This is a genomic window from Ferruginibacter profundus (assembly GCF_054783275.1).
Genome location: NZ_BAAGQW010000003.1, coordinates 1,380,220 through 1,398,993 on the forward strand (window position 1 = coordinate 1,380,220; position 18,774 = coordinate 1,398,993).

The window sequence follows — 18,774 nt, forward strand, 5'->3', positions numbered from 1 at the left end:
TTTTATTCTGTTGTTGTTTTTCCTGCCGCTAATACCATTTTTATATCACTGTAAGTAATTGTATCAGGCAGGTTTTCAATAAGCGTTTTATGGCTTAATGAACCGTGTATAGCAACAGCATCTAAAATTAATTGCTGTTTTTTTACAGGTACCAGTTCGTTAAGGTCAATTTTACCATCACCAATAAATGGCAACAGGTGGCCTTCAATAGTTGCAACGCTAAGCTTTCTTTCCTCGGCAATTTCAGCAATTGTCTTCCCTTCTTTATACAAATTAAACGAGAGCGTTTTAGTATCAGTTTTTATTACTGTATTTTTTTCTCTCATCAATTTTTCCTTTGCTGCCTTTTTGGGCAAAGCATGCATATTTGTTTCAAGACCATTACGGGAACAAAATTCCTCTACAGCTTCTAAAACTGCATCACCATATTTATCCACCTTGGCTTTTCCAAAACCACTTATTTGTAAAAGATCTTTTTTTGTAAGCGGAAGATAAGTTGCAATTTCCTTTAGTGTAGCCTGGTTAGCTACCATATAAATAATAGAATTTTCTTCCTCCACTGTTATGTCTCTCCACCGTTTCAGGGTATTGTACAATTCTGTATTGGCTACATCTGTGTATGCTTCTTTTTTTCCACTGGCGTAACAGGTAAGATTAAATTTAGGCTGTGCAAATTTTAGTTTGTGCTGTAAAAATGTAGTTACTGAAAATGGTTGTTTACAATATTGTAAATAATAAACACTACTGTGGATGGCCAAAGCCAGCTGGTTTAACTGCTCATTGATGATATTAGATGTTTCCTTATGCTCCGTAATTAAAGGATGATTTTGTACTGCTTTTTGATAGGCCAGAAATTTAGGTTCAAAATGATTGGCAGCGTCACTGATCCTTTTTTGTGCAGCTGCATTATTTTCAATCACCGGTTCGTTTTTCATAATACCACTTACTACATCAATAAATTTTAAGCCTACCGATTTATCCGTAATAAAATGTTGTTTGATATTTTCTATCCACGGTAAACTTTCGGCATTTAATTTTTCCTGTTGTTGAGTGATATGGTGCAATAATAAAGCAATAGCAATTTCAATATCATTAAAAGAAAAAAGATCGCTTATCAATTGTTGGGTAAAAACCTGCCGGGCTCCGGTAAAACGCTCTGCAAGTGAGCCCTTGTGTGTAAGTGATTGCTGGCCTTTAATTACATTGTCATTGCTGAACAACGTTGCCGATGAAAGCTTACTCAACAAAACAATACCTTCTAAACTGGTGCAACGGCTTAATGCTACATACACCTGCCCGCTACTGAAAGATGCGCCGGCATCAATCATAACTTTTTCAAACGTAAGTCCCTGGCTTTTGTGAATGGTGATGGCCCATGCCAGACGTAGAGGGTATTGTGTAAATGTGCCTAATGTTTCCTGTTCCAGTTTTCCATCGTTGCGGTTTAAGGTATAACGGGTATTTTCCCAGGTTTCTTTGGTTACTTCAATGTCAATACCATCACAGTCAACAACAATTTTATTTTTCTCTAATAATTTTACCACACCAATCTTTCCATTAAAATATCTTTTAGCAACGATATCGTTTTTTAAAAACATCACCTGTGCACCTTCTTTTAATAGCAGCTCTGCTTCCGCAGGAAAAATATGTTCAGGGAAATCTTCTTCTATTTCAGCTTTATAAATAAAAGGATTAGTAAATAAGTTTTCTATTTTATTCTGATTGATCTCTGCAGCTTGTTTATTGTGCGACGTGAGAGTAATATATTTTTCACCCGGCATGGGAGAAAACAATGGATCGTAACGCATGTGCAGGTCTTCAAAGTCATCCGCATCCATTTGATTGTTGCGTACTTTATTCAGTAATCGTACAAATGAATCTTCTTTTTGCCGGTAAATTTTATTGAGCTCTATTAACAAAGGCATTTGCTCTTTAATAGCCAAACTATCAAAAAAGAAAGGTGTGGCATAGTATTCCTGTAAAATACTCCACTCCTGGTTTTGTGCTACGGGTGGTAACTGATGTAAATCCCCAATGCATAATAATTGTACCCCGCCAAAGGGGGTATCATAATTGCGGCGGATACTTTTTAAAATGGTATCAATAGCATCCATCACATCGCAACGAACCATACTTATTTCATCAATTACCAAAACTTCCATTTTACGAAGTAGTTGCTGGCGCTGCCTGTTGTATCGTATTGTACCCAGTAATTGTTCTTTATGATTTCTTGTAGGTAAAAACGGATGAAAGGGCAATTGAAATAAACTGTGCAGCGTTACACCACCGGCATTAATGGCGGCCACGCCGGTAGGAGCTGCCACCACAATATTTTTAGTGGCGTTTTCTTTTAAGTATTTTAAAAAAGTGGTTTTACCGGTACCGGCTTTGCCGGTAAGGAAAATATTTTCACTTGTTTCTGTTACGAATCGATAAGCTAAGTCAAATATTTCGTTGCGTTCTATTGTTGCCACAGCAATTATTTTTTTATTAGAAGAATTAAGCCTTTGGCTTATTTAAAGTCAGCCACGGATTACACAGATTTACACGGATCAAATACAAAAGAAGGATTATAGCACTAACCTTTTATATTCAAGGTTTGATTTGCCAAAATTAATGACTAAGCCAAGTGAGCAATTTGAAACCTTAAGATAATTTAAAGTTTGTGCAATAAACTCATTGGATATCCCTTCTTTAGTAGCTTTTACTTCAACAATTACATTATCCATCACAAAAAAATCTGCATAAAATTTATGTGGTAAAATTATTCCTTTGTAATCGATATCAAACTTTTTTTCTCTTACATAATTTATTTCGGCTTTTTCAAATTCAATCTGCATAGCATCTTTATAAACAATTTCTAAAAATCCATGCCCTAAAAAACGGTGTACTTTCATACAAGCCCCGATAATTCCATAGGTCAAATCTTCATGAATAAGTATTGGCATAAATCAGTTTTTAAAAATCCGTGAAAATCTGTGTAATCCGTGGCTGTAAGAGTTTCGTTTTAAGCCGTAGGCTTAAAATTCCCTGGCCGCGGATTACACAGATTTTCACGGATATGATTTTTTGTGGCGCAAGCTTGTTTACGCTGCAGGCTTTTCGGTTCCTATCATCAGCAACTCGTTTACCTGTATTTCGGTAACATATCTTTTGATACCGTCTTTATCGGTGTAGCTGCGGTTGATGAGTTTGCCTTCAATGGCAATTTCTTTACCCTTGGTTAAAAATTTTTCTGCAACGTCTGCCACCTTACCCCAGGCTACCACATTGTGCCAGGTGGTTTCGGTAATTTTTTCGCCGGTACGGCCACGGTAGGTTTCGTTAGTGGCCATACTGAAGCGGGCCAGCTTTTTACCATTTTCGGTGTTCTTTACTTCCGGAGCGTTGCCTAGGTTACCAATCAATTGAACTTTGTTTTTTAATGCGTACATGTTGTTTCGTTTTGTGCCGTGCTGATGTTTTAAAGCCGTGCGATGATTTAATTTATTTCAACCAACCGGGTTTGTTTGTGTTGTTCCGATTGACAATGCAAAGATGCGATCACAAAAAAGCGTTAGCCGGAATTTATCCTTTTACTTGGCAATGATATAGAAGTTTACACCAGATGTATTTTCGTCCTATCGTTATAGTTAACAAAAAAGGGATAGCATTTATGCTATCCCTTTTTATATTGAATTAATATTATCTTATGATTTCTTAGAAAGATTAGTCCAAAGTATGCTCTCAATTAAGCTGCCATCAGTGCCTATTTTAATTACAGCTGTCCACGGTTCTTTTTTAATATGCTCTGCTTCTTTTTTTATTAAAGCAATTTCTTGTTTTGAGAAAGTATGCCCGTTTTTATATTCGGCGGCAGGTGTTACTCGTACTTCTAAAAATATACTTCTTAAATTGCCATCAGCAACTATTTGAAGTGCGTCAGACTCTTCTTTGTTGACATGTATTTTATAGTACCCTAGGCTTTTAAGTTCGCCTTTAATTATTTGTTGTGCAGATGGGATTGTTTGCTCTAGTTGCATATGGTTAATTTTTTAGATTGCCTATTTCGGTTTCGGTCTTCAAGGGTATTTTTAAAGACAGGGCTTTTGAGGTAAAGGTTACAATAAATTCTACATATCCCTTTAACGTTAAACTGTCAACATTAGTATAGCACTTCATTATAGGCGTTACATCTTTAAAGGTTACATCTATTTGTTCAAAATAAATATGCTCTTTCCTTAATACAATAACATGCAGATTCTCTTCGGTATATAACGCACCAATTGAAGGCAAATATAAATCATAGGTTGTTACCAATGGAGTTTTGTTAGGATGGGTCAAAAACATTTTACAAACGGTTAACAAAGTGCCAATGTAACGCTCTAACTTACCTTTCCTTATCCATTTATCGCCAAAAATTTGCCCACTCTGATAGAATAACTCCAAAAATTGAACCAATGTGAAATTTAGTTTTTCTTTATAAAAAACAGCGGTAAAAAAGTCAGCCTCAATATCAATTATCTTCATCCATTCATCCCCAAAATCGTCCTTTATTTTAACCGCATCTTCTTTATTTGGAACCTTTTGTACAGCCAAATGGAAAAACTCATGTATTACAATAGACATGTAATAATCAAAGGAACATCTTTTACGAAGGTGTGTATTAAAAGAAACACTTTGGTCTCTCGGATTAAATCTCATCACCCAGTCTTCATTGGTATCGGGCAAATCAATAGTCCTTTTTAGTGCCGGCAACTCTTTTATTATTCCCTTTTCTAACAGCCATGTAGCAAATGTGTTCAGATATTGTAACAATTTGTTTTTTTCAGCAGTCGTTAAGTCTTTGCCCTCTGTAGCTTTTTTTGGCACAGCAATATTTTAGGTTAGTTAGTTTTATTAGTTTTTAAATATAGAAATAAAAACCAATACTAATTAGAGTATAATTTTACACCAAATATTTGCAATTGCCAAATATTGAGCATATCTTTACACCATAAACCAACGAGATATGTTACCAGAGTTTAAAAGCATCTTCGATTTACTGAAAGCATTTCCTACAGAACAATCATGTATTGACCATTTGGAAAATCTTAGCTGGGCTGGTAATCCGGTATCTCCTTTTGATGCAACAAGCAAGGTTTATAAATGTGCAGGTAACAAATACAAATGCAAAAACACAGGCAAGTACTTCAATGTACGTACCGGCACTATATTCGATAACACAAAGATTCCTTTACAAAAATGGTTCTTAGCCCTATACGTTTTTAGTTCTCATAAGAAAGGTATCAGCAGCCATCAGTTAGCAAAAGATATTTCAGTTACTCAAAAGAGTGCATGGTTTTTATTGCACCGTTTACGCTATGCTTTTGACCATCCTAATTTTCAAAAGACATTAGGCAACGTGGTTGAAATTGATGAGGCTTTTATCGGTGGCGAAGCAAAGAATAAACATACTAATAAGAAAACTAAAAATGAGGACGGCAATACTAAGCACGAACAACAGCCAGTTATTGGTATGAGAGAAAGAGATGGCAATGTGGTTGCAATCGTAGTGCCTGACCGTAACAAAGAAACATTATTGCCGATTATCCGTAACGTGGTAGAAAGAGAAAGTTATTTAATGACAGACGATTATCCTGCTTACAATGATTTAAAGAAAGACTACATACACCAGACAGTTAACCACAGTGCAAAAGAATACGTTAATGCAATGGCACATACCAATGGTATCGAAAACTTTTGGTCTCATTTAAAAAGAGGTATTGATGGTATTTATCATTGGGTATCAAAAGAACATTTACAATCTTATGTTGACGAGTTTACATATCGGTTTAATACTCGTAAATTAGCAACACAAGGCAGGTTTGATTTAATATTATCTGCTGTTTCAAATAAGAGGTTAACTTATAATAATTTAAAAAAATGCTAAATGGAAGAATTAAGTTTTGATGAAATTAATGGGTCATCTCGATTCCTGTTTTATAACGGGGTGGACGGAAAAATACATGTGCAGGTAATTATTGGAGACGAAACTGTATGGATGACACAAGCAGGGATGGCAGATGTTTTTGGTATTGATAGAACGGGCATTACTAAGCATATACAGAATATATATGAGACCGGCGAATTGCAGCGTGACACAACCAGTGCAAAAAATGCACTGGTTCAAAAAGAGGGAGATAGAGAGGTAACAAGGAGCGTTGATTTTTATAATCTTGATGTAATTATTGCCGTGGGGTATAGAGTAAACTCATACCAGGCCACACAATTTAGAATATGGGCTACAAGAATACTGCGAGAATATTTAATAAAAGGTTTTGCGCTTGATGATGAAAGGCTAAAGCAAGGGAATAATTTATTTAATAAGGATTTCTTTAAAGAATTACTTGATAGGATAAGGGAGATTAGGGCATCTGAAAAAATGTTCTATGAAAAAATCCGAGACCTTTACGCAACAAGTGTTGACTATGACAAAAACGCACCAGAAACAATAGCCTTCTTTGCTAAAATCCAAAACAAATTAGAGTATGCTATTGTGGGTCAAACAGCCGCCGAAATAATAAAGACAAGAGCAAATTCAGAATTACCTAACATGAATTTGAAAACTTTTAAGAATGCGAAGAGAGGGGGTGATATACAGAAAGCAGATGTTACAGTTGCAAAAAATTATTTGGAAGAAAAAGAAATAAGGGAATTGAATACATTAGTTACAATGTTTTTAGATTATGCCGAACTACAGGCAGAAAGAAACAAATTAATGAAAATGAAAGATTGGATACAAAGAGTTGATGCGTTTCTAAGGTTTAATGAATACAGTGTATTAGAAAATGCAGGAAGCATAAGAAAAGATGTAGCGGATAACTTTGCCCATACCGAATACGCAAAATATAAAATAATACAGGATAAAGACCAAACAGCAGAGTTTAAAAAAGCACTTGATATAATGAAAAGCACCGGCAGATTACCAACCGAAAGTACCCATACTGCAAACACAAAAAAAAATGAATTAACAGACTTTGATAAGCAACTTAAAGGATTATTAAGTGTGCCGCCACCTAAAAAAAGCAAATAAAAATACAGCCTCATAAGTGAGGCTTTTTTAATGATTATTTTTATATTGTAAAAATTGCAAAAATGATAAAAAAATTTATAGAGTACTCGTCATTATTAACTCTAATAAGTTTCATAATTAAATTTACTTATCTATTTTTTTATTATTTACCTTTTGGGATTGACATTCTATTATTTGTTGATTTTTCTGAAGTTGTAATATCAATATCAACATGGCTAATTATACCAATGTTTTTTTTGTTGTTTGCTTTTATTTTATTTATTCCTAATATTATTTTTAGTGATGGCGAAGTCAAAATAAATTTTAAGAAAAGAAATAAACCTGCTGTAATAATAATATACATTATTTTATTTGGTTCAACTGCTGTAAAATTCTTTATTGGGAACCATAATTCTGGTACTTATCTTGAAAATACTATTAATAATTTTTCTACTTTCTTAATTTTTATGATGCTATTTTCAATGATTGCCATAGGGGTTATGTCAGTAGATTTTTTTAAAAAAATACAAGGTAATCCAAAGATATACCTTGGTCTATTTTTCTTTTCAATAATATTCAATTTAATTGCTCTTGGAAGTGGGCAAGCTCTTACAGTTATGTCAACAAAGGGGTTAGGCCCTGATTATAGCTTTAAATATCAAAATACAATTGTAAAAACAGATTCGACTATTCGCTTTGTCGGACAGACAAAGTCTGCTATGTTTTTGTATAACACTAAAAATAATACAACAACTATATATAAAACAGAAAATATTGACTCTTTGATAATTAAACCCTAATCGTTACTAACTTTTCAATAAAAAAAGCAGGCTATTAAGCCTGCTTTTGGTATTATTAATGTTTGGTTATTATAATTATATCAAGTGTGATTATCACAAATTGAAGCAGAAAGTGTAACCAGAATAAAAATACCTTGAAAATTCTACGCCTGTTAAGCGTGTTCTTTTTTTCGGAGTTCATATTAACCAGTTTTACAGGTTAATTACTGATTGGTCAAAACCAACCCAGAGCGTCTCAGGCTCGAGCGTCCTCATAAAACGCTATTTCATCTGAACAGAGCATAAAATTATGATTTTATAATAAAAGGGAAAAATATTATCTTTATACCGACAAGTACCGGTGATGGCCGTAGCTATAGGAGCAATCAATTAGCATACTTGTGCAAGAGTTCTTTAAATAGTAGAAAACGCTTTGATGCTATGGAGCATCCTATCCGAGTAAAACTCTTTGCAGTTTTGAAGCTGATTTTCGACCTAATTGTCGCCCGTTTGGATTTTATGCAGGCTTTGGTGTAAACTTCTATATCATTGCCTTTTACTTACCTTTATAACCGTATGTAAACGGGTGCATACAAAAAAACCTTCTCCTCTTTTCCACCAAACCCTTGCTGGTACTATGTTAAAAGAAAAAGAAGAAAAAGTATGCCTGAGCTGCGGAAAAACTGTAAAAGGCCGTAGCGACAAAAAATTTTGTGATGATTATTGCCGGGCCGCCTATAATAACGAGCTGAAAAGCGCTGCCAACAACCTCATCCGCAACATCAATAATGCCTTAGGAAAAAACCGCCGCATTTTAGAAAGCCTTTTACCCGAAGGAGAACCCACAGCAAAAGCTAACCGTGATAAACTGATTGAAAAAGGTTTTCAGTTTAAATACCATACCCATTTATACCACACTAAAACCGATAAGACCTATTTTTACTGTTACGAATATGGCTATCTGCCATTGGAGAACAATTGGTATTTGATTGTAAAAAGAGATGAGGAATAATTAAAACTATCGCTTTTGCTTAAAGAAACATTTATACAATTAATCAGCAGCCCCACTACCGAAGACCGGTTGGTAAAACAATTGTGGCAGGAAATTGAAGACAACTATTCTGATAAAAAAAGACATTACCATACTTTACAACACCTGGAAAATTTATTACTGCTGCTGCAACAGGTAAAGGAATATATTAAAGACTGGAATACCATTTTATTTTCGCTTTATTACCATGATGTGATCTATAATGCTTTAAAAAGAACGAATGAAGAAAAAAGTGCGGAGTTTGCAAAAATAAAAATGCAATTGATCGGTGTTCCGCAACCGGCAATTGAAAAATGCGTACAACAGATAATGGCAACAAAAGATCATCTTGTAAGCGATGATAGCGATACTAATTTTTTTACTGATGCCGATCTTTCTATTTTAGGACAACCGTGGGAAATTTATGAGCAGTATTTTAAAAATGTAAGAAAAGAATATTCACTTTACCCGGATCTCATCTACACCCCCGGAAGAAAAAAAGTACTGCAACATTTTTTACAGATGGAAAGAATCTTTAAAACCGATTTTTTCTTTACCAGATTTGAATTACAGGCAAAAGAAAATTTACAAAGAGAAATAGCACTGTTGTAATTATTGTATGGATAAGCCACTGGTAAATAAAAAATATACATTGCAAAAATATCCCGGCAAAGGCGGCTGGATATATGCCGTTATTGAAGAGATTGCACCGGATAAAAAAGCCAGGTTTGGGTGGGTGCAGGTGAGGGGCACTATTGATAGTTTTGAATTAAAGCGCTACAAATTAATGCCGATGGGAGATGGTAAATTGTTTTTACCTGTACGTGCCGAAATACGAAAAGCCATTGGTAAAACAGAAGGAGATACGATACATGTAATTTTATACGCCGATAACAGCCCTGTAGAAATACCACAGGAATTTTTATTATGCTTAGAGGATGAACCAGCAGCAAAACAATTCTTTTTTACACTCAGCGAAAGTGAACAAAGCTTTTACATTAAATGGATAAAGGAGGCGAAGCAGGAAGCAACAAAAACAAAAAGAATTGCAGAATCTATAACAAGGTTGTTGAAGAAGGAGAAGTTTTATACCAGGTGGCTAAAGAAATAAGACTTGTTGATGGCCGGTTAATAACCAGGCAGTGTCGGATATAGATGCAAAAAAATCCATTCACAAAAGCAAATGGATTTAAAATATTTTTTGAGATTAAAATTTACGCAGCCATATCTCCCACTTTCGCCCTCTTCTCTTTCCTCACCGGTTTTAATTTGTTATTATCTTCAGGAAAGTCTTCTGCCTGCAATTCAATCCTTCTTGTAATATCGGTTAAAGAAGTAAGGCGTTGTACTGTATACGGAATAGTTTCAAGGCCTTTGGCAAAATTGCTTACGTAGAAAAAAATACCCACCACATTACCCGCAAGAATTGCCGGGCCGGAAGTTTTGTAGGTTAATAATAAACTTGCGCCTAAAACGATCATTACTAAAAACTCCATAAAACCAAAATTCCACGCCTCCTGGTTAGAAATTTTTATCTGCCATTTACGCAAATTGTTATAATGCGTTTGTACCGTTTTTTTATCAAAGCTGCTGATAACATCTACCTGCTGCTCCAGCTCATCGTTTTTTAATTTATTCAGGCGTTTCATCCTTTTACCATAACCATAACTGATACCTATAACGGGAATTAGAACAATCAAACATAGCGTAACCACAGAAGCGTCGTAAAAAAACATCAGTATCAACGAGCCGAATAAATTATACACCGCTTCAATTACATATACCAGGTCAAATTCCAAAAAATCAACAAACTCTCTTGCTAAAGTAGAATGGGCGCTAAGTTTACTTACATCTTGTTTGTACACCCTGCGACTTAAAAATTTTGTTACCAGCGATACATAAATGGCTGAGTACGTCCTGGTATCATACATGTGGCGAAGCGTACCAATAACAAGTGTGGCAAAATGAACTGCAGAAAGTAAAATCAGCCCCTGGTAACTACCTTTCAGCAAGTCATTAATGGCAATGCCCAAAAACAGCGGCCTAAGCAATCCCCCCAGCATCTCTAAGGAAAATAAAATGTAGGTAAGCAACAGCTGGCTACGGTGCTTATTCATTAAGCTCTTTAAAATTTGAAAACGTGACATAGGTTTGCTCGGTTGAATCGTTATAATAATAAATTTCTAATACGAAATATGATTTCGTAGCCAGAATTTAATGGGCTCGTGTAAGACCGAAAGATGTTGGGTTAGTTTAAAGCGTGGCTATCTTTTCTCTCTCGGTAACCGAATTATGGGTAATTCCGGTTATTAAGCCACGGCAGTTGGGTGCACCGCACCGGCAATTAAAGGGCTCCATCGTTTCATCCAGGAAGGATGCGTAGTTGAGGGTTAGTTCTTCGCCTTTCTTAATGTCTCTTAATGCGACAACATTTAAACCGGAGTAACCGGTATTGGCATTGCAACTGTGATTCTGCGGAGCCCATCCGCCGGGGTTATCATCCCACAGCAAATATACTTCATTGCTGAGAGGGTAGGCATATTTTGCAAAGATTTCTTTTTCTTTAATATCCCAGTTTTGCTCCACATAACGGCGGGTAACAATGCGCTGGTTCATTTCTTCTCCTTTGAAAATCACGTCGTTAGCTGTAATATCCTGGGTGGCATAAATGCCGTAGCCGGCTATGGAATTGCCCTTCATCACGTATTTTTTCTGCCTGCGGCGATGTCTTGCAATACCTTCTTTTATAATATGTTTAAGGAAGCCGGACTGGCCAAAACCATCGTGTTTTAAGATATAATCAGCACTTCCTTCGTATCCGTCTTTGTAAAAAACAGAGCAGGTAAAGTTGATCTCTAAAAAGAAAATTTCCTTTTGATCGTTTACCCTGAAGTCTAATCTTGCGTAACCCACGCCACCAAAACTGCGGAAGATCTGCGTGGCAGCTTCCTTTAATTGCAACTCCAGTTCCGGATCGTTGCAGGCAATATTGGCATTGGGATGCAATTCCGAAGTTTTTAATGCGTAGGTTTTAAATTGATTTCCTTCAGGAAAAATATACTCTACAGGTTTAAAAACAGTAACTGTTTTACCATCATCATTAGCGGCCAGCATTACAGTGAACTCCCTGCCGCTGATGTATTCTTCTACCAATAAAGGGCCGTATTCATCAATAATGGCGTGCACTTTTTGCCTGAGCTCCTCTATAGTATGCACCAAACTTTTATCATCCACGCCTAAACTGTCGCCGGCTTTTGCAGGCTTTACAAACAAAGGATATTTTAAGTGCTTGCATTCCGCTTCTATATCATCTTCATTTTCTATTAAAGCATAAGCCGGTGTGCTGATGCCTTCGGTATACGCCACATACTTCATCAGTTCCTTTGGCGGATCGTAAAGTAAGGTTGTGGGGCCGGTGAAAGGCAGGTTCAATAATTCTAAAGTATAAATAACATCTATGCTGGGCACTTCCCATTCTAAATAACCTTCGCAGAGGTTAACAAAAATGTCGTAGTTTTTTTTCTTAAGTTCTTTAAGTTGTTTGTAAGTGGTCAACTTATTTAAAAGTACATGTGTAAAATTTGCACCGGGTATTAAATGAGAAAGGTCTCTTGCAGGGTCATAATACTGGTAATCCACACCGGAGGTAGAATAGTCGGGTTGAAGTACACAAATATTTAAACCTTCACCGCTGCTCCCCAACTTGTTGGGGGTAACTGCAGTGCCGTTTATTTTTTTAGAAGAAATATTATTTTGAGAATGTTCCATTATTATTATCCGGGTAATATTGCGGCAGTTTTTTCTTCAACACGAACAAATGCATCATTAATGATCTCAATTACCAGTTCTGTAAAAGTTTTATTGCTCATTCTTAATATAGCACCAATAGAAGTGTAATTTTCATCTTCGCTAAGGCCACATTGTGCATTAACTTCCAGCACATATAATTTTTTTGTTTTGCTATCCATTCTTACGTCCACTCTTGTATAGCCTTTTCCCCTGGTAGCCACATATGCATCCCAGCTTATTTTTTTAATTTCATCAATTAATGATGCATCAGGAATTTCGTATTCGTAAAAATTACCTTCATTGGGCATGGCTTCTTCTTCTTCATAAATTTCCCAAAGCCGGTCGAAGGATAAGAATTTTTCTTTATCGGGCAAAGAAGGATGAAAGATGCGTTCTACCGGAGTATAAATTTTTGCTTCGGAGGGTTTATCATAACTGCCTACAATTAAAACGGTAAACTCCGGACCGGTAATAAAAGATTCGGCAATCAAACCATCGGCTGCTAAATTCCAGCCGCGGTAACCATCAAACATTTTACCGATCTGTTCATTTAATTCTGCTTTATTTTCTACCACATTTTTTATACCCACGCCCATACTGCCACCGCTTACCGAGGGTTTTACAATTATAGGTGAACCTAACCTGTCGAAAATTCCATTGGTATATTGATCCTTAACTTTTATGGGCTCCCATCTTGCATTAGGCACTTTGTATTTATCAAAGGCTTCCTTCATGGGAATTTTAGAAGTGGTGATGGTATAAAAATATTCATCGGAGCCGGTATATACCAATCCTTTTTCTTGCAATAGTTTTACAACTGAAACGCCTGGCGTACCATTTATTTCATCGCCATCGCAAATATTAAATACCACCGGTGTATAAATACCTGCAGTTTTTTCGGCCACAATAGTATCAATTACTGCAGCATAATCCTGCATGGTAACGGGTTGCCATTTCCATTCAATATTTAATGCAGCAAAGGTTTTGGTATATTCTTCAATACTCTGGCTGAAATCGTAATAGTAATCAATATTTGCGTCGTTGGTAACCAGGTGTGGCGCCAGTACCCAAACCTTAAGATTTTCAAGAGGAACTATTGGTAAAAATGCAGACGGTAACGACATATAGTAAGATGATCTTTTAAACAGCAGATTTATTACCGGCCTGCTGCTTTATAAAATCTGTTAAGCGGTATTTATTTAAAGTAGATTGATCTAAATGGGAAGCACCGTTGATCAACTGTAAACAATCCTTACTTTGGCAATTGCAAACAAAAGGCTGGCTCATATCCCATTCGGTACTGGGGTAGAAGAAAGTTAATTCATCACCCGGTTGCAAAGGTTTTAAACAAACCAGTTCAAAGGTAGTGGTGTCAAAAAATACATTGGGTTGGCAACTGTGATTAATGTATTGCAAAAACTCCGGCTGCAACGTAATATGAGTATCCAAACCGGTTTGCACGGTTAAGTACGTAGCATACGATTGCGTAATGCCTGCATGAAACTTACTGATGACCTGGCCGGGTTGAATGGCAACAGTGGCATGCAATGATTTTTGATTGGTAGAAGTGTTTAGCAAAACATCACCAAATGCATGATTGCTGACTACTTCAAAGTTTGGGGTAGTAACAGTAGTTGTATTCATGTGAATTTAGAATGGGTTAGTATAGAAAAGTTTAATACAGAATTAATTTTCGGAAACAATTATTTTGATTATAGTAAATGTATAAATACATTGAATAATAAAAAAGATAATTAACGATTATTATTGAATAAGTGGATTAATTGTATTTAAATGTGAATAACCGTTGCATTAACATTGGCTTTAATTTTGAATGAATAATAATTGGTATAAAGTTTACGCATTAGATTTGATTATGGATAATAATGAAAATGTTCCGAATGGGGAGCTGCTGTTACAGTTGGTAAGTATGAAGATGCCTTTTGGAAAGTATAAGGGAACGGTACTTTGTAACTTACCCGTTTCTTATTTAGAATGGTTTCAAAGAAAAGGTTTTCCCGAGGGAAAGCTGGGTGTTTTATTAGCTACTATTTATGAAATTAAGATAAACGGGCTAGAGGAATTGCTTGGGCCGCTGAAGAAATAAGGGTTTATTTATTGTTTGTTTCGTTCAGCTTCTTTCTGGCTCACCTATTCGGTAGGCGTCATCCCCAATTGCTTATGAAAGGTTCTTCCAAAATTGGTTTGAGAACCAAAACCGGCCATATCAGCCACCTTATAAATTTTACAGTTTCCTTCGGCCAGTAATTCTGCAGCTCTTTTTAAACGGGTAATATTGATCAGTTCATTGGGAGAAAGATCGGAAAGTGATTTTATCTTCCTGTATAAAGTGGGTTTACTCATGTTCATTAACCCGGCCAGCTTTTCCACACCAGGATCAGTGTCCTCAATGTTTTTAATGATGCTGTCGTTTATGTTTTCTAAAAGCGATCATTTATTAATTTGCTTCTATTGACAATTGCAAAAAGGGAGTAAAGAGTACTTACAAGAAGATCATCGGCAGATCAAAACTGAGGATGGAAAAGTTGCAATGGGAAAGCGACTGGCCGGTGATTGTTAAATGATAAGATATAAGCTTTAATATTCTATACTACGTTCCACCACGGCTTATCAGTATCATCTTTTCCCGGCAATTTATTTTTTGCAGGTGGCGTTTCATCTTTTTGGGTTGAAACTGACGGCATACTTTTTTTGGGCAACTGTAAAGTATTGCTTTGAAATAATGCAATAATTTCCTGCTGAATTTTAGCACCCTTTACCGGGTTTACCATTTTTACAAAATTGGCATAGCCAAGAATGCTATTGGTTAATCCGCCTGTGCCCCATTTTACATCGGTATCCTTTTTTGTTTTTAAATGATGCAATAAAGAACGGAATTCTCTTAGCTTTTTTCTGTTTACGTTTAATTGCTTATTTACCACCACACCGGTTACTTCCTGTTGTGTGCCTTTACGCATGATGCGTATTTTATCGGGATGCGGTGTAAAACCTTCGTCCTGCAAAATTCTTTTTATACGCCATACCAATTGTTGTGCATCAGTATCTTTTTTACCGGAAAAAGTGATATCATCTGCATAACGGGTATAATTGCAATGGAGTTTATTGGCTAAGCCCTGTAAACGCTTATCCAGTTTAAAACATAAAATATTAGTTATGGAAGGGCTGGTTGGTGCCCCTTGTGGTAATACACGGCTGCCTTTTTGTACAAAATAATTTTTACCATCAATAGCTACTTCATCTGTTACAGCTTCGGTACAAAGCAAAGAAAGTATAGTGGCAATTTTTTCGGCATAACCTAATTGTTGCAGCAATCCTTTCACTCTTTTAAAATGTACCGAAGGAAAAAAATCTTTTACATCTAAATTTATTACCAGGTCTTTGCCTACATGCGGTTGCGCATTGGTAACAATGGATTTGTTTAAAGTAAATCCGTTGGCCGCATCATGTAAGGCAACTTTGTTCAACAAGTTTTCCAATATCCAGTACTGTACTTTTTTTAACCGGGGCATTGGTGCAGATATCATTCTTTTACCGCCCGATTTTTTAGGCATATAAAATTTGCGGTAATGGCTAACGGTAGAAACTTTTCTGTTAAAAGCCAAAAAACGTAATTCTTTTAAATCAATACCCATTGCTGTGGCAAGAGCTGTTTCATTGGCAAAAACTGGCAGGTTGTTTTTTTGCAATGCAGCAATATTGTTGTCAGTGTGGTTAAGCCCCAGGGAAACACTTTCTCCCAAATAAATTATTTCGGTATTCTTTTTATTCTTCCATGCCTCAGCTTTTTCAAAACGTTGTTGCTCTCTTTTCTTTTTATTTTCCTCCCGTTTTAATTTTGCTTCGGCCATGCGTTTCATACGCATTTCTTTAAGCACCGCTTCCCTGTTCTGGTATTTTCTCTTTTCTTCCCAGAGTTGATTTAATTCTTTTTGAAGATCAGCTTCTTTTTTTATAAGTAGTTCCGGAATGCCGGGCTCACCATCTTTTTTACCCCAAAAGCCAAGGCGTTTCATTTCTGCCAAAATAAATTCTTCTTTGGAACTTTCCCTGATGCGGTCGTAGATCTGTTGACGGGTTAATCTGATGTCGGCCATAATTAGAAAGAAAAAATTCATGTATTAACAGAGTAAAAGCAGTTGCTGCCTTCGTGCCCGCCGGCGACCAGATTAATCAACGCCAGGCATACGGGTCCTATCGCACTATTTGGGCACACGGTGCCTGCACTGTAAATAGTGCGATAGGACCCGTATGCCATAGTAAAGATTACATTTGGTGATGCATGATCAACTCATGTTGCATGAACGACGAAACATCGTTCTTTCCTTTTCAGGAAGCAAGGTGCAAGCTTTACTTTTACTCTGTCAAAGAACATGAAATGCGGTTAACAAATATAGTTTGCTGTTTTTAAATTTACCGGTTTATACTGTTTTATTTTTTGTATTTCTGTTACTGTATATTATCAGCCTGTATTCTTGTTTTATTAAAAGCCTGGCGAATGGCCAGCATGTGTTCGCAGGGCCCTTTGTACAATTTATTTTCTACATAATAACTGCAATCGCAATGAGCAGATTTTATTTTTTCATCCGCATCTATTACCATTGCAGGGTTAAATGTTTTCTTTTTGCCTTTTACTGTGCCGGTTAATTGCAAGCTTTTATCTGGCAATTCCTGTGCAGCAAATTTTACCTCCTGCTTATTTAAAATATCTTCCGCTAATTCTTCCTGCGGATTACTGAACCTTAGTTTATCAAATGGCAATGGCTCACGGCTTAGTTCCCGGAGTCGGTAAACTTTTCGGTTAAGATCATAAATAACTCTTCCTGCCTGTGTGTATGCACTTAATGCACCGGCAGCTTGTGCATTACCGATATTTAAATCAGTTGCAATTTGCTGAGACGTATTGAACCAGTTTTTTTGCAATGATTGAAAAACTTTTTCTTTAACAGCATCATCTACCTGTAAACGTGGTGCCAGCAGATCAAAATTTCCGGCATGGCTCCAGTCGTTACTGGTCCAGCCACTAAGGCCCAGAGTAAAATTCATGTCGCCTAAATCAGCAATATAAAATGCCGGCAAACCGGTGCCTAATAAGTGCACTGTAAATTTCTTTGCAACAGGTATCAATCTTTCCAAAACCAGTAAGCGCCTTCTGCCCCAGGTTCTTACTTCGTGTTTACTATTGCCGGTGTATACACTTCTTGCACAAACTATCTCTTTACCCCATGGTTCTAAAATAATTTTTACCGGCAGTCCCGGTTCTAAAATATAGCGTAAAGAACGGGGGCCTCTTTTTTCTTTAAACCGGCGCAGCAGCAAACAAATGCTGTAAATATCCATCGGGTGCAGATCGAATTGTATGGTAGGTAAAGTCATGGCACTGCTTACCTGTAAAAAACCACGTACCCAGCTATCGGGCAAATCGATCTTTACTTCTTTGTATTGTTCTTCAGCTGTTGTTTGAACGGTAAAGCCTGATGGATCAACTTTTAATTCGGTTTCTTTATAGTCACGAATCTTTTGAAACTCCTCATACAATTCTCTTGAGTAATCAACATTGGTGGTGCCACATTTATAATCATCAATAGCAGTAAACACATTATAGTTGCAACCCAGTTTTCCATACGTACTTTCATCCTGGCTAAAGCACTCAAAAAATAATTCATCGGGGTGAATGGTAATTACGGGGTCAAGAACGATCCATGCTTCACGGTTGTTGCTGTAGAGGTAATTAAAATATTGCTGACGGGCTTTATAAAACGGCCCCATAATTTTTTCTTTGTCTGCCCTTACTGCTGTAAGCGTGGCTTTAATTTCTTCAATCCTGTTATTGGCAACATTTACATCGTAACCAGCCATATATTCTGCTAAAAACAAACTTTCATTTTGTGCCACCCATTCTTTATAAGCAGTTTTATCTTTTGGTTTAAAGCGCAGGTCACTTACCACTACATCATGCAATGCGGATATGGCTTCACGAAAAGCAATTTTTTTATTCAGCTTACCAACAAACCAGGCGCTTTCACGTAAGGTGTCGGGTGCAAAGCTCATGCTGGTTTGATAGGATGAACTACTTACATTGGTGCTTCCTGCAAAACGATAATTAAATAACATGATAATTATTT

General features: G+C 36.4%; 19 protein-coding genes. 7 read left to right on the top strand and 12 right to left on the bottom strand.

The features are described 5' to 3' along the window. Positions 1 to 2: 2 nt before the first annotated feature. From ACYVM0_RS25580 to ACYVM0_RS25600, 5 genes are all read right to left on the bottom strand, one after another. Positions 3 to 2,474 carry a helix-turn-helix domain-containing protein gene (locus ACYVM0_RS25580; protein ID WP_460562061.1) on the bottom strand — a complete coding sequence of 824 codons (2,472 nt, stop codon included), beginning with the start codon at positions 2,472 to 2,474 and terminating at the stop codon, positions 3 to 5. Between the two features lie 96 nt (positions 2,475 to 2,570). After that, complete coding sequence (locus ACYVM0_RS25585) at positions 2,571 to 2,948, bottom strand: GxxExxY protein (RefSeq protein ID WP_460562063.1); 378 nt, start codon at positions 2,946 to 2,948, stop codon at positions 2,571 to 2,573. Between the two features lie 138 nt (positions 2,949 to 3,086). Continuing rightward, positions 3,087 to 3,434: a single-stranded DNA-binding protein gene (locus ACYVM0_RS25590; protein WP_460562065.1), complete on the bottom strand. Its 348-nt coding sequence runs from the start codon at positions 3,432 to 3,434 to the stop codon at positions 3,087 to 3,089. Between the two features lie 255 nt (positions 3,435 to 3,689). Next, positions 3,690 to 4,022, bottom strand: a complete 333-nt coding sequence (locus ACYVM0_RS25595; RefSeq protein ID WP_460562067.1) for a hypothetical protein — start codon at positions 4,020 to 4,022, stop codon at positions 3,690 to 3,692. A gap of 4 nt (positions 4,023 to 4,026) precedes the next feature. After that, on the bottom strand, positions 4,027 to 4,851 hold the full coding sequence (locus tag ACYVM0_RS25600) for a hypothetical protein (RefSeq protein WP_460562069.1): 825 nt from the start codon (positions 4,849 to 4,851) through the stop codon (positions 4,027 to 4,029). A gap of 139 nt (positions 4,852 to 4,990) precedes the next feature. Between ACYVM0_RS25600 and ACYVM0_RS25605 the strand changes: the two genes are divergently transcribed. From ACYVM0_RS25605 to ACYVM0_RS25630, 6 genes are all read left to right on the top strand, one after another. Further along, entirely contained in the window at positions 4,991 to 5,911 is a 921-nt protein-coding gene (locus ACYVM0_RS25605) for an IS1595 family transposase (RefSeq protein WP_460562071.1), read from the top strand. Further along, the gene (locus ACYVM0_RS25610) at positions 5,912 to 7,054 is read left to right on the top strand and encodes a virulence RhuM family protein (protein ID WP_460562073.1); all 1,143 of its coding nucleotides are present in this window, start codon (positions 5,912 to 5,914) and stop codon (positions 7,052 to 7,054) included. It abuts the gene before it with no gap. Between the two features lie 62 nt (positions 7,055 to 7,116). Next, positions 7,117 to 7,833 (top strand): hypothetical protein, encoded by a 717-nt coding sequence (locus ACYVM0_RS25615; protein ID WP_460562075.1) that lies wholly within the window; start codon positions 7,117 to 7,119, stop codon positions 7,831 to 7,833. Positions 7,834 to 8,449: 616 nt separating this feature from the next. Beyond that, positions 8,450 to 8,824 (top strand): hypothetical protein, encoded by a 375-nt coding sequence (locus tag ACYVM0_RS25620; protein ID WP_460562077.1) that lies wholly within the window; start codon positions 8,450 to 8,452, stop codon positions 8,822 to 8,824. A 15-nt stretch (positions 8,825 to 8,839) separates the two neighbouring features. Further along, positions 8,840 to 9,454, top strand: a complete 615-nt coding sequence (locus ACYVM0_RS25625; RefSeq protein WP_460562079.1) for an HD domain-containing protein — start codon at positions 8,840 to 8,842, stop codon at positions 9,452 to 9,454. A gap of 7 nt (positions 9,455 to 9,461) precedes the next feature. Then, the gene (locus ACYVM0_RS25630) at positions 9,462 to 9,953 is read left to right on the top strand and encodes a DUF1905 domain-containing protein (protein ID WP_460562081.1); all 492 of its coding nucleotides are present in this window, start codon (positions 9,462 to 9,464) and stop codon (positions 9,951 to 9,953) included. Positions 9,954 to 10,056: 103 nt separating this feature from the next. Here ACYVM0_RS25630 and ACYVM0_RS25635 read toward each other — a convergent pair whose 3' ends face one another. The 4 genes from ACYVM0_RS25635 to ACYVM0_RS25650 all read right to left on the bottom strand — a co-directional run bounded on the left by ACYVM0_RS25635 (position 10,057) and on the right by ACYVM0_RS25650 (position 14,275). Beyond that, the gene (locus ACYVM0_RS25635) at positions 10,057 to 10,959 is read right to left on the bottom strand and encodes an ABC transporter permease (protein ID WP_460562083.1); all 903 of its coding nucleotides are present in this window, start codon (positions 10,957 to 10,959) and stop codon (positions 10,057 to 10,059) included. Positions 10,960 to 11,095: 136 nt separating this feature from the next. Next, positions 11,096 to 12,610, bottom strand: a complete 1,515-nt coding sequence (locus ACYVM0_RS25640) for an SET domain-containing protein-lysine N-methyltransferase (RefSeq protein WP_460562085.1) — start codon at positions 12,608 to 12,610, stop codon at positions 11,096 to 11,098. A 5-nt stretch (positions 12,611 to 12,615) separates the two neighbouring features. Beyond that, positions 12,616 to 13,755: a D-alanine--D-alanine ligase family protein gene (locus ACYVM0_RS25645; RefSeq protein WP_460562087.1), complete on the bottom strand. Its 1,140-nt coding sequence runs from the start codon at positions 13,753 to 13,755 to the stop codon at positions 12,616 to 12,618. Between the two features lie 16 nt (positions 13,756 to 13,771). Continuing rightward, positions 13,772 to 14,275, bottom strand: a complete 504-nt coding sequence (locus tag ACYVM0_RS25650) for an SET domain-containing protein (RefSeq protein WP_460562089.1) — start codon at positions 14,273 to 14,275, stop codon at positions 13,772 to 13,774. A gap of 190 nt (positions 14,276 to 14,465) precedes the next feature. Here ACYVM0_RS25650 and ACYVM0_RS25655 point away from each other — a divergent pair, with 190 nt between their 5' ends. Further along, on the top strand, positions 14,466 to 14,738 hold the full coding sequence (locus tag ACYVM0_RS25655) for a DUF3820 family protein (RefSeq protein WP_460562091.1): 273 nt from the start codon (positions 14,466 to 14,468) through the stop codon (positions 14,736 to 14,738). A 44-nt stretch (positions 14,739 to 14,782) separates the two neighbouring features. Here the strand turns inward: ACYVM0_RS25655 and ACYVM0_RS25660 are convergent, their stop codons facing one another. From ACYVM0_RS25660 to ACYVM0_RS25670, 3 genes are all read right to left on the bottom strand, one after another. Then, positions 14,783 to 15,001 carry a helix-turn-helix domain-containing protein gene (locus ACYVM0_RS25660; protein ID WP_460562093.1) on the bottom strand — a complete coding sequence of 73 codons (219 nt, stop codon included), beginning with the start codon at positions 14,999 to 15,001 and terminating at the stop codon, positions 14,783 to 14,785. A gap of 236 nt (positions 15,002 to 15,237) precedes the next feature. Then, on the bottom strand, positions 15,238 to 16,746 hold the full coding sequence (locus ACYVM0_RS25665) for a reverse transcriptase family protein (RefSeq protein WP_460562095.1): 1,509 nt from the start codon (positions 16,744 to 16,746) through the stop codon (positions 15,238 to 15,240). Between the two features lie 352 nt (positions 16,747 to 17,098). Then, positions 17,099 to 18,763, bottom strand: a complete 1,665-nt coding sequence (locus tag ACYVM0_RS25670) for an SWIM zinc finger family protein (protein WP_460562097.1) — start codon at positions 18,761 to 18,763, stop codon at positions 17,099 to 17,101. Between the last annotated feature and the right edge of the window lie 11 nt (positions 18,764 to 18,774).

What these genes read in the sequence shown, in the direction of transcription:
- ACYVM0_RS25605 (WP_460562071.1), top strand. Translation starts at nt 4,991, where the DNA reads ATGTTACCAGAGTTTAAAAGCATCTTCGATTTACTGAAAGCATTTCCT.
- ACYVM0_RS25655 (WP_460562091.1), top strand. Translation starts at nt 14,466, where the DNA reads ATGAATAATAATTGGTATAAAGTTTACGCATTAGATTTGATTATGGAT.
- ACYVM0_RS25590 (WP_460562065.1), bottom strand. Translation starts at nt 3,434, where the DNA reads ATGTACGCATTAAAAAACAAAGTTCAATTGATTGGTAACCTAGGCAAC.
- ACYVM0_RS25665 (WP_460562095.1), bottom strand. Translation starts at nt 16,746, where the DNA reads ATGGCCGACATCAGATTAACCCGTCAACAGATCTACGACCGCATCAGG.
- ACYVM0_RS25585 (WP_460562063.1), bottom strand. Translation starts at nt 2,948, where the DNA reads ATGCCAATACTTATTCATGAAGATTTGACCTATGGAATTATCGGGGCT.
- ACYVM0_RS25640 (WP_460562085.1), bottom strand. Translation starts at nt 12,610, where the DNA reads ATGGAACATTCTCAAAATAATATTTCTTCTAAAAAAATAAACGGCACT.
- ACYVM0_RS25660 (WP_460562093.1), bottom strand. Translation starts at nt 15,001, where the DNA reads ATGAACATGAGTAAACCCACTTTATACAGGAAGATAAAATCACTTTCC.
- ACYVM0_RS25630 (WP_460562081.1), top strand. Translation starts at nt 9,462, where the DNA reads ATGGATAAGCCACTGGTAAATAAAAAATATACATTGCAAAAATATCCC.
- ACYVM0_RS25650 (WP_460562089.1), bottom strand. Translation starts at nt 14,275, where the DNA reads ATGAATACAACTACTGTTACTACCCCAAACTTTGAAGTAGTCAGCAAT.
- ACYVM0_RS25610 (WP_460562073.1), top strand. Translation starts at nt 5,912, where the DNA reads ATGGAAGAATTAAGTTTTGATGAAATTAATGGGTCATCTCGATTCCTG.
- ACYVM0_RS25595 (WP_460562067.1), bottom strand. Translation starts at nt 4,022, where the DNA reads ATGCAACTAGAGCAAACAATCCCATCTGCACAACAAATAATTAAAGGC.
- ACYVM0_RS25635 (WP_460562083.1), bottom strand. Translation starts at nt 10,959, where the DNA reads ATGAATAAGCACCGTAGCCAGCTGTTGCTTACCTACATTTTATTTTCC.
- ACYVM0_RS25670 (WP_460562097.1), bottom strand. Translation starts at nt 18,763, where the DNA reads ATGTTATTTAATTATCGTTTTGCAGGAAGCACCAATGTAAGTAGTTCA.
- ACYVM0_RS25615 (WP_460562075.1), top strand. Translation starts at nt 7,117, where the DNA reads ATGATAAAAAAATTTATAGAGTACTCGTCATTATTAACTCTAATAAGT.
- ACYVM0_RS25620 (WP_460562077.1), top strand. Translation starts at nt 8,450, where the DNA reads ATGTTAAAAGAAAAAGAAGAAAAAGTATGCCTGAGCTGCGGAAAAACT.
- ACYVM0_RS25645 (WP_460562087.1), bottom strand. Translation starts at nt 13,755, where the DNA reads ATGTCGTTACCGTCTGCATTTTTACCAATAGTTCCTCTTGAAAATCTT.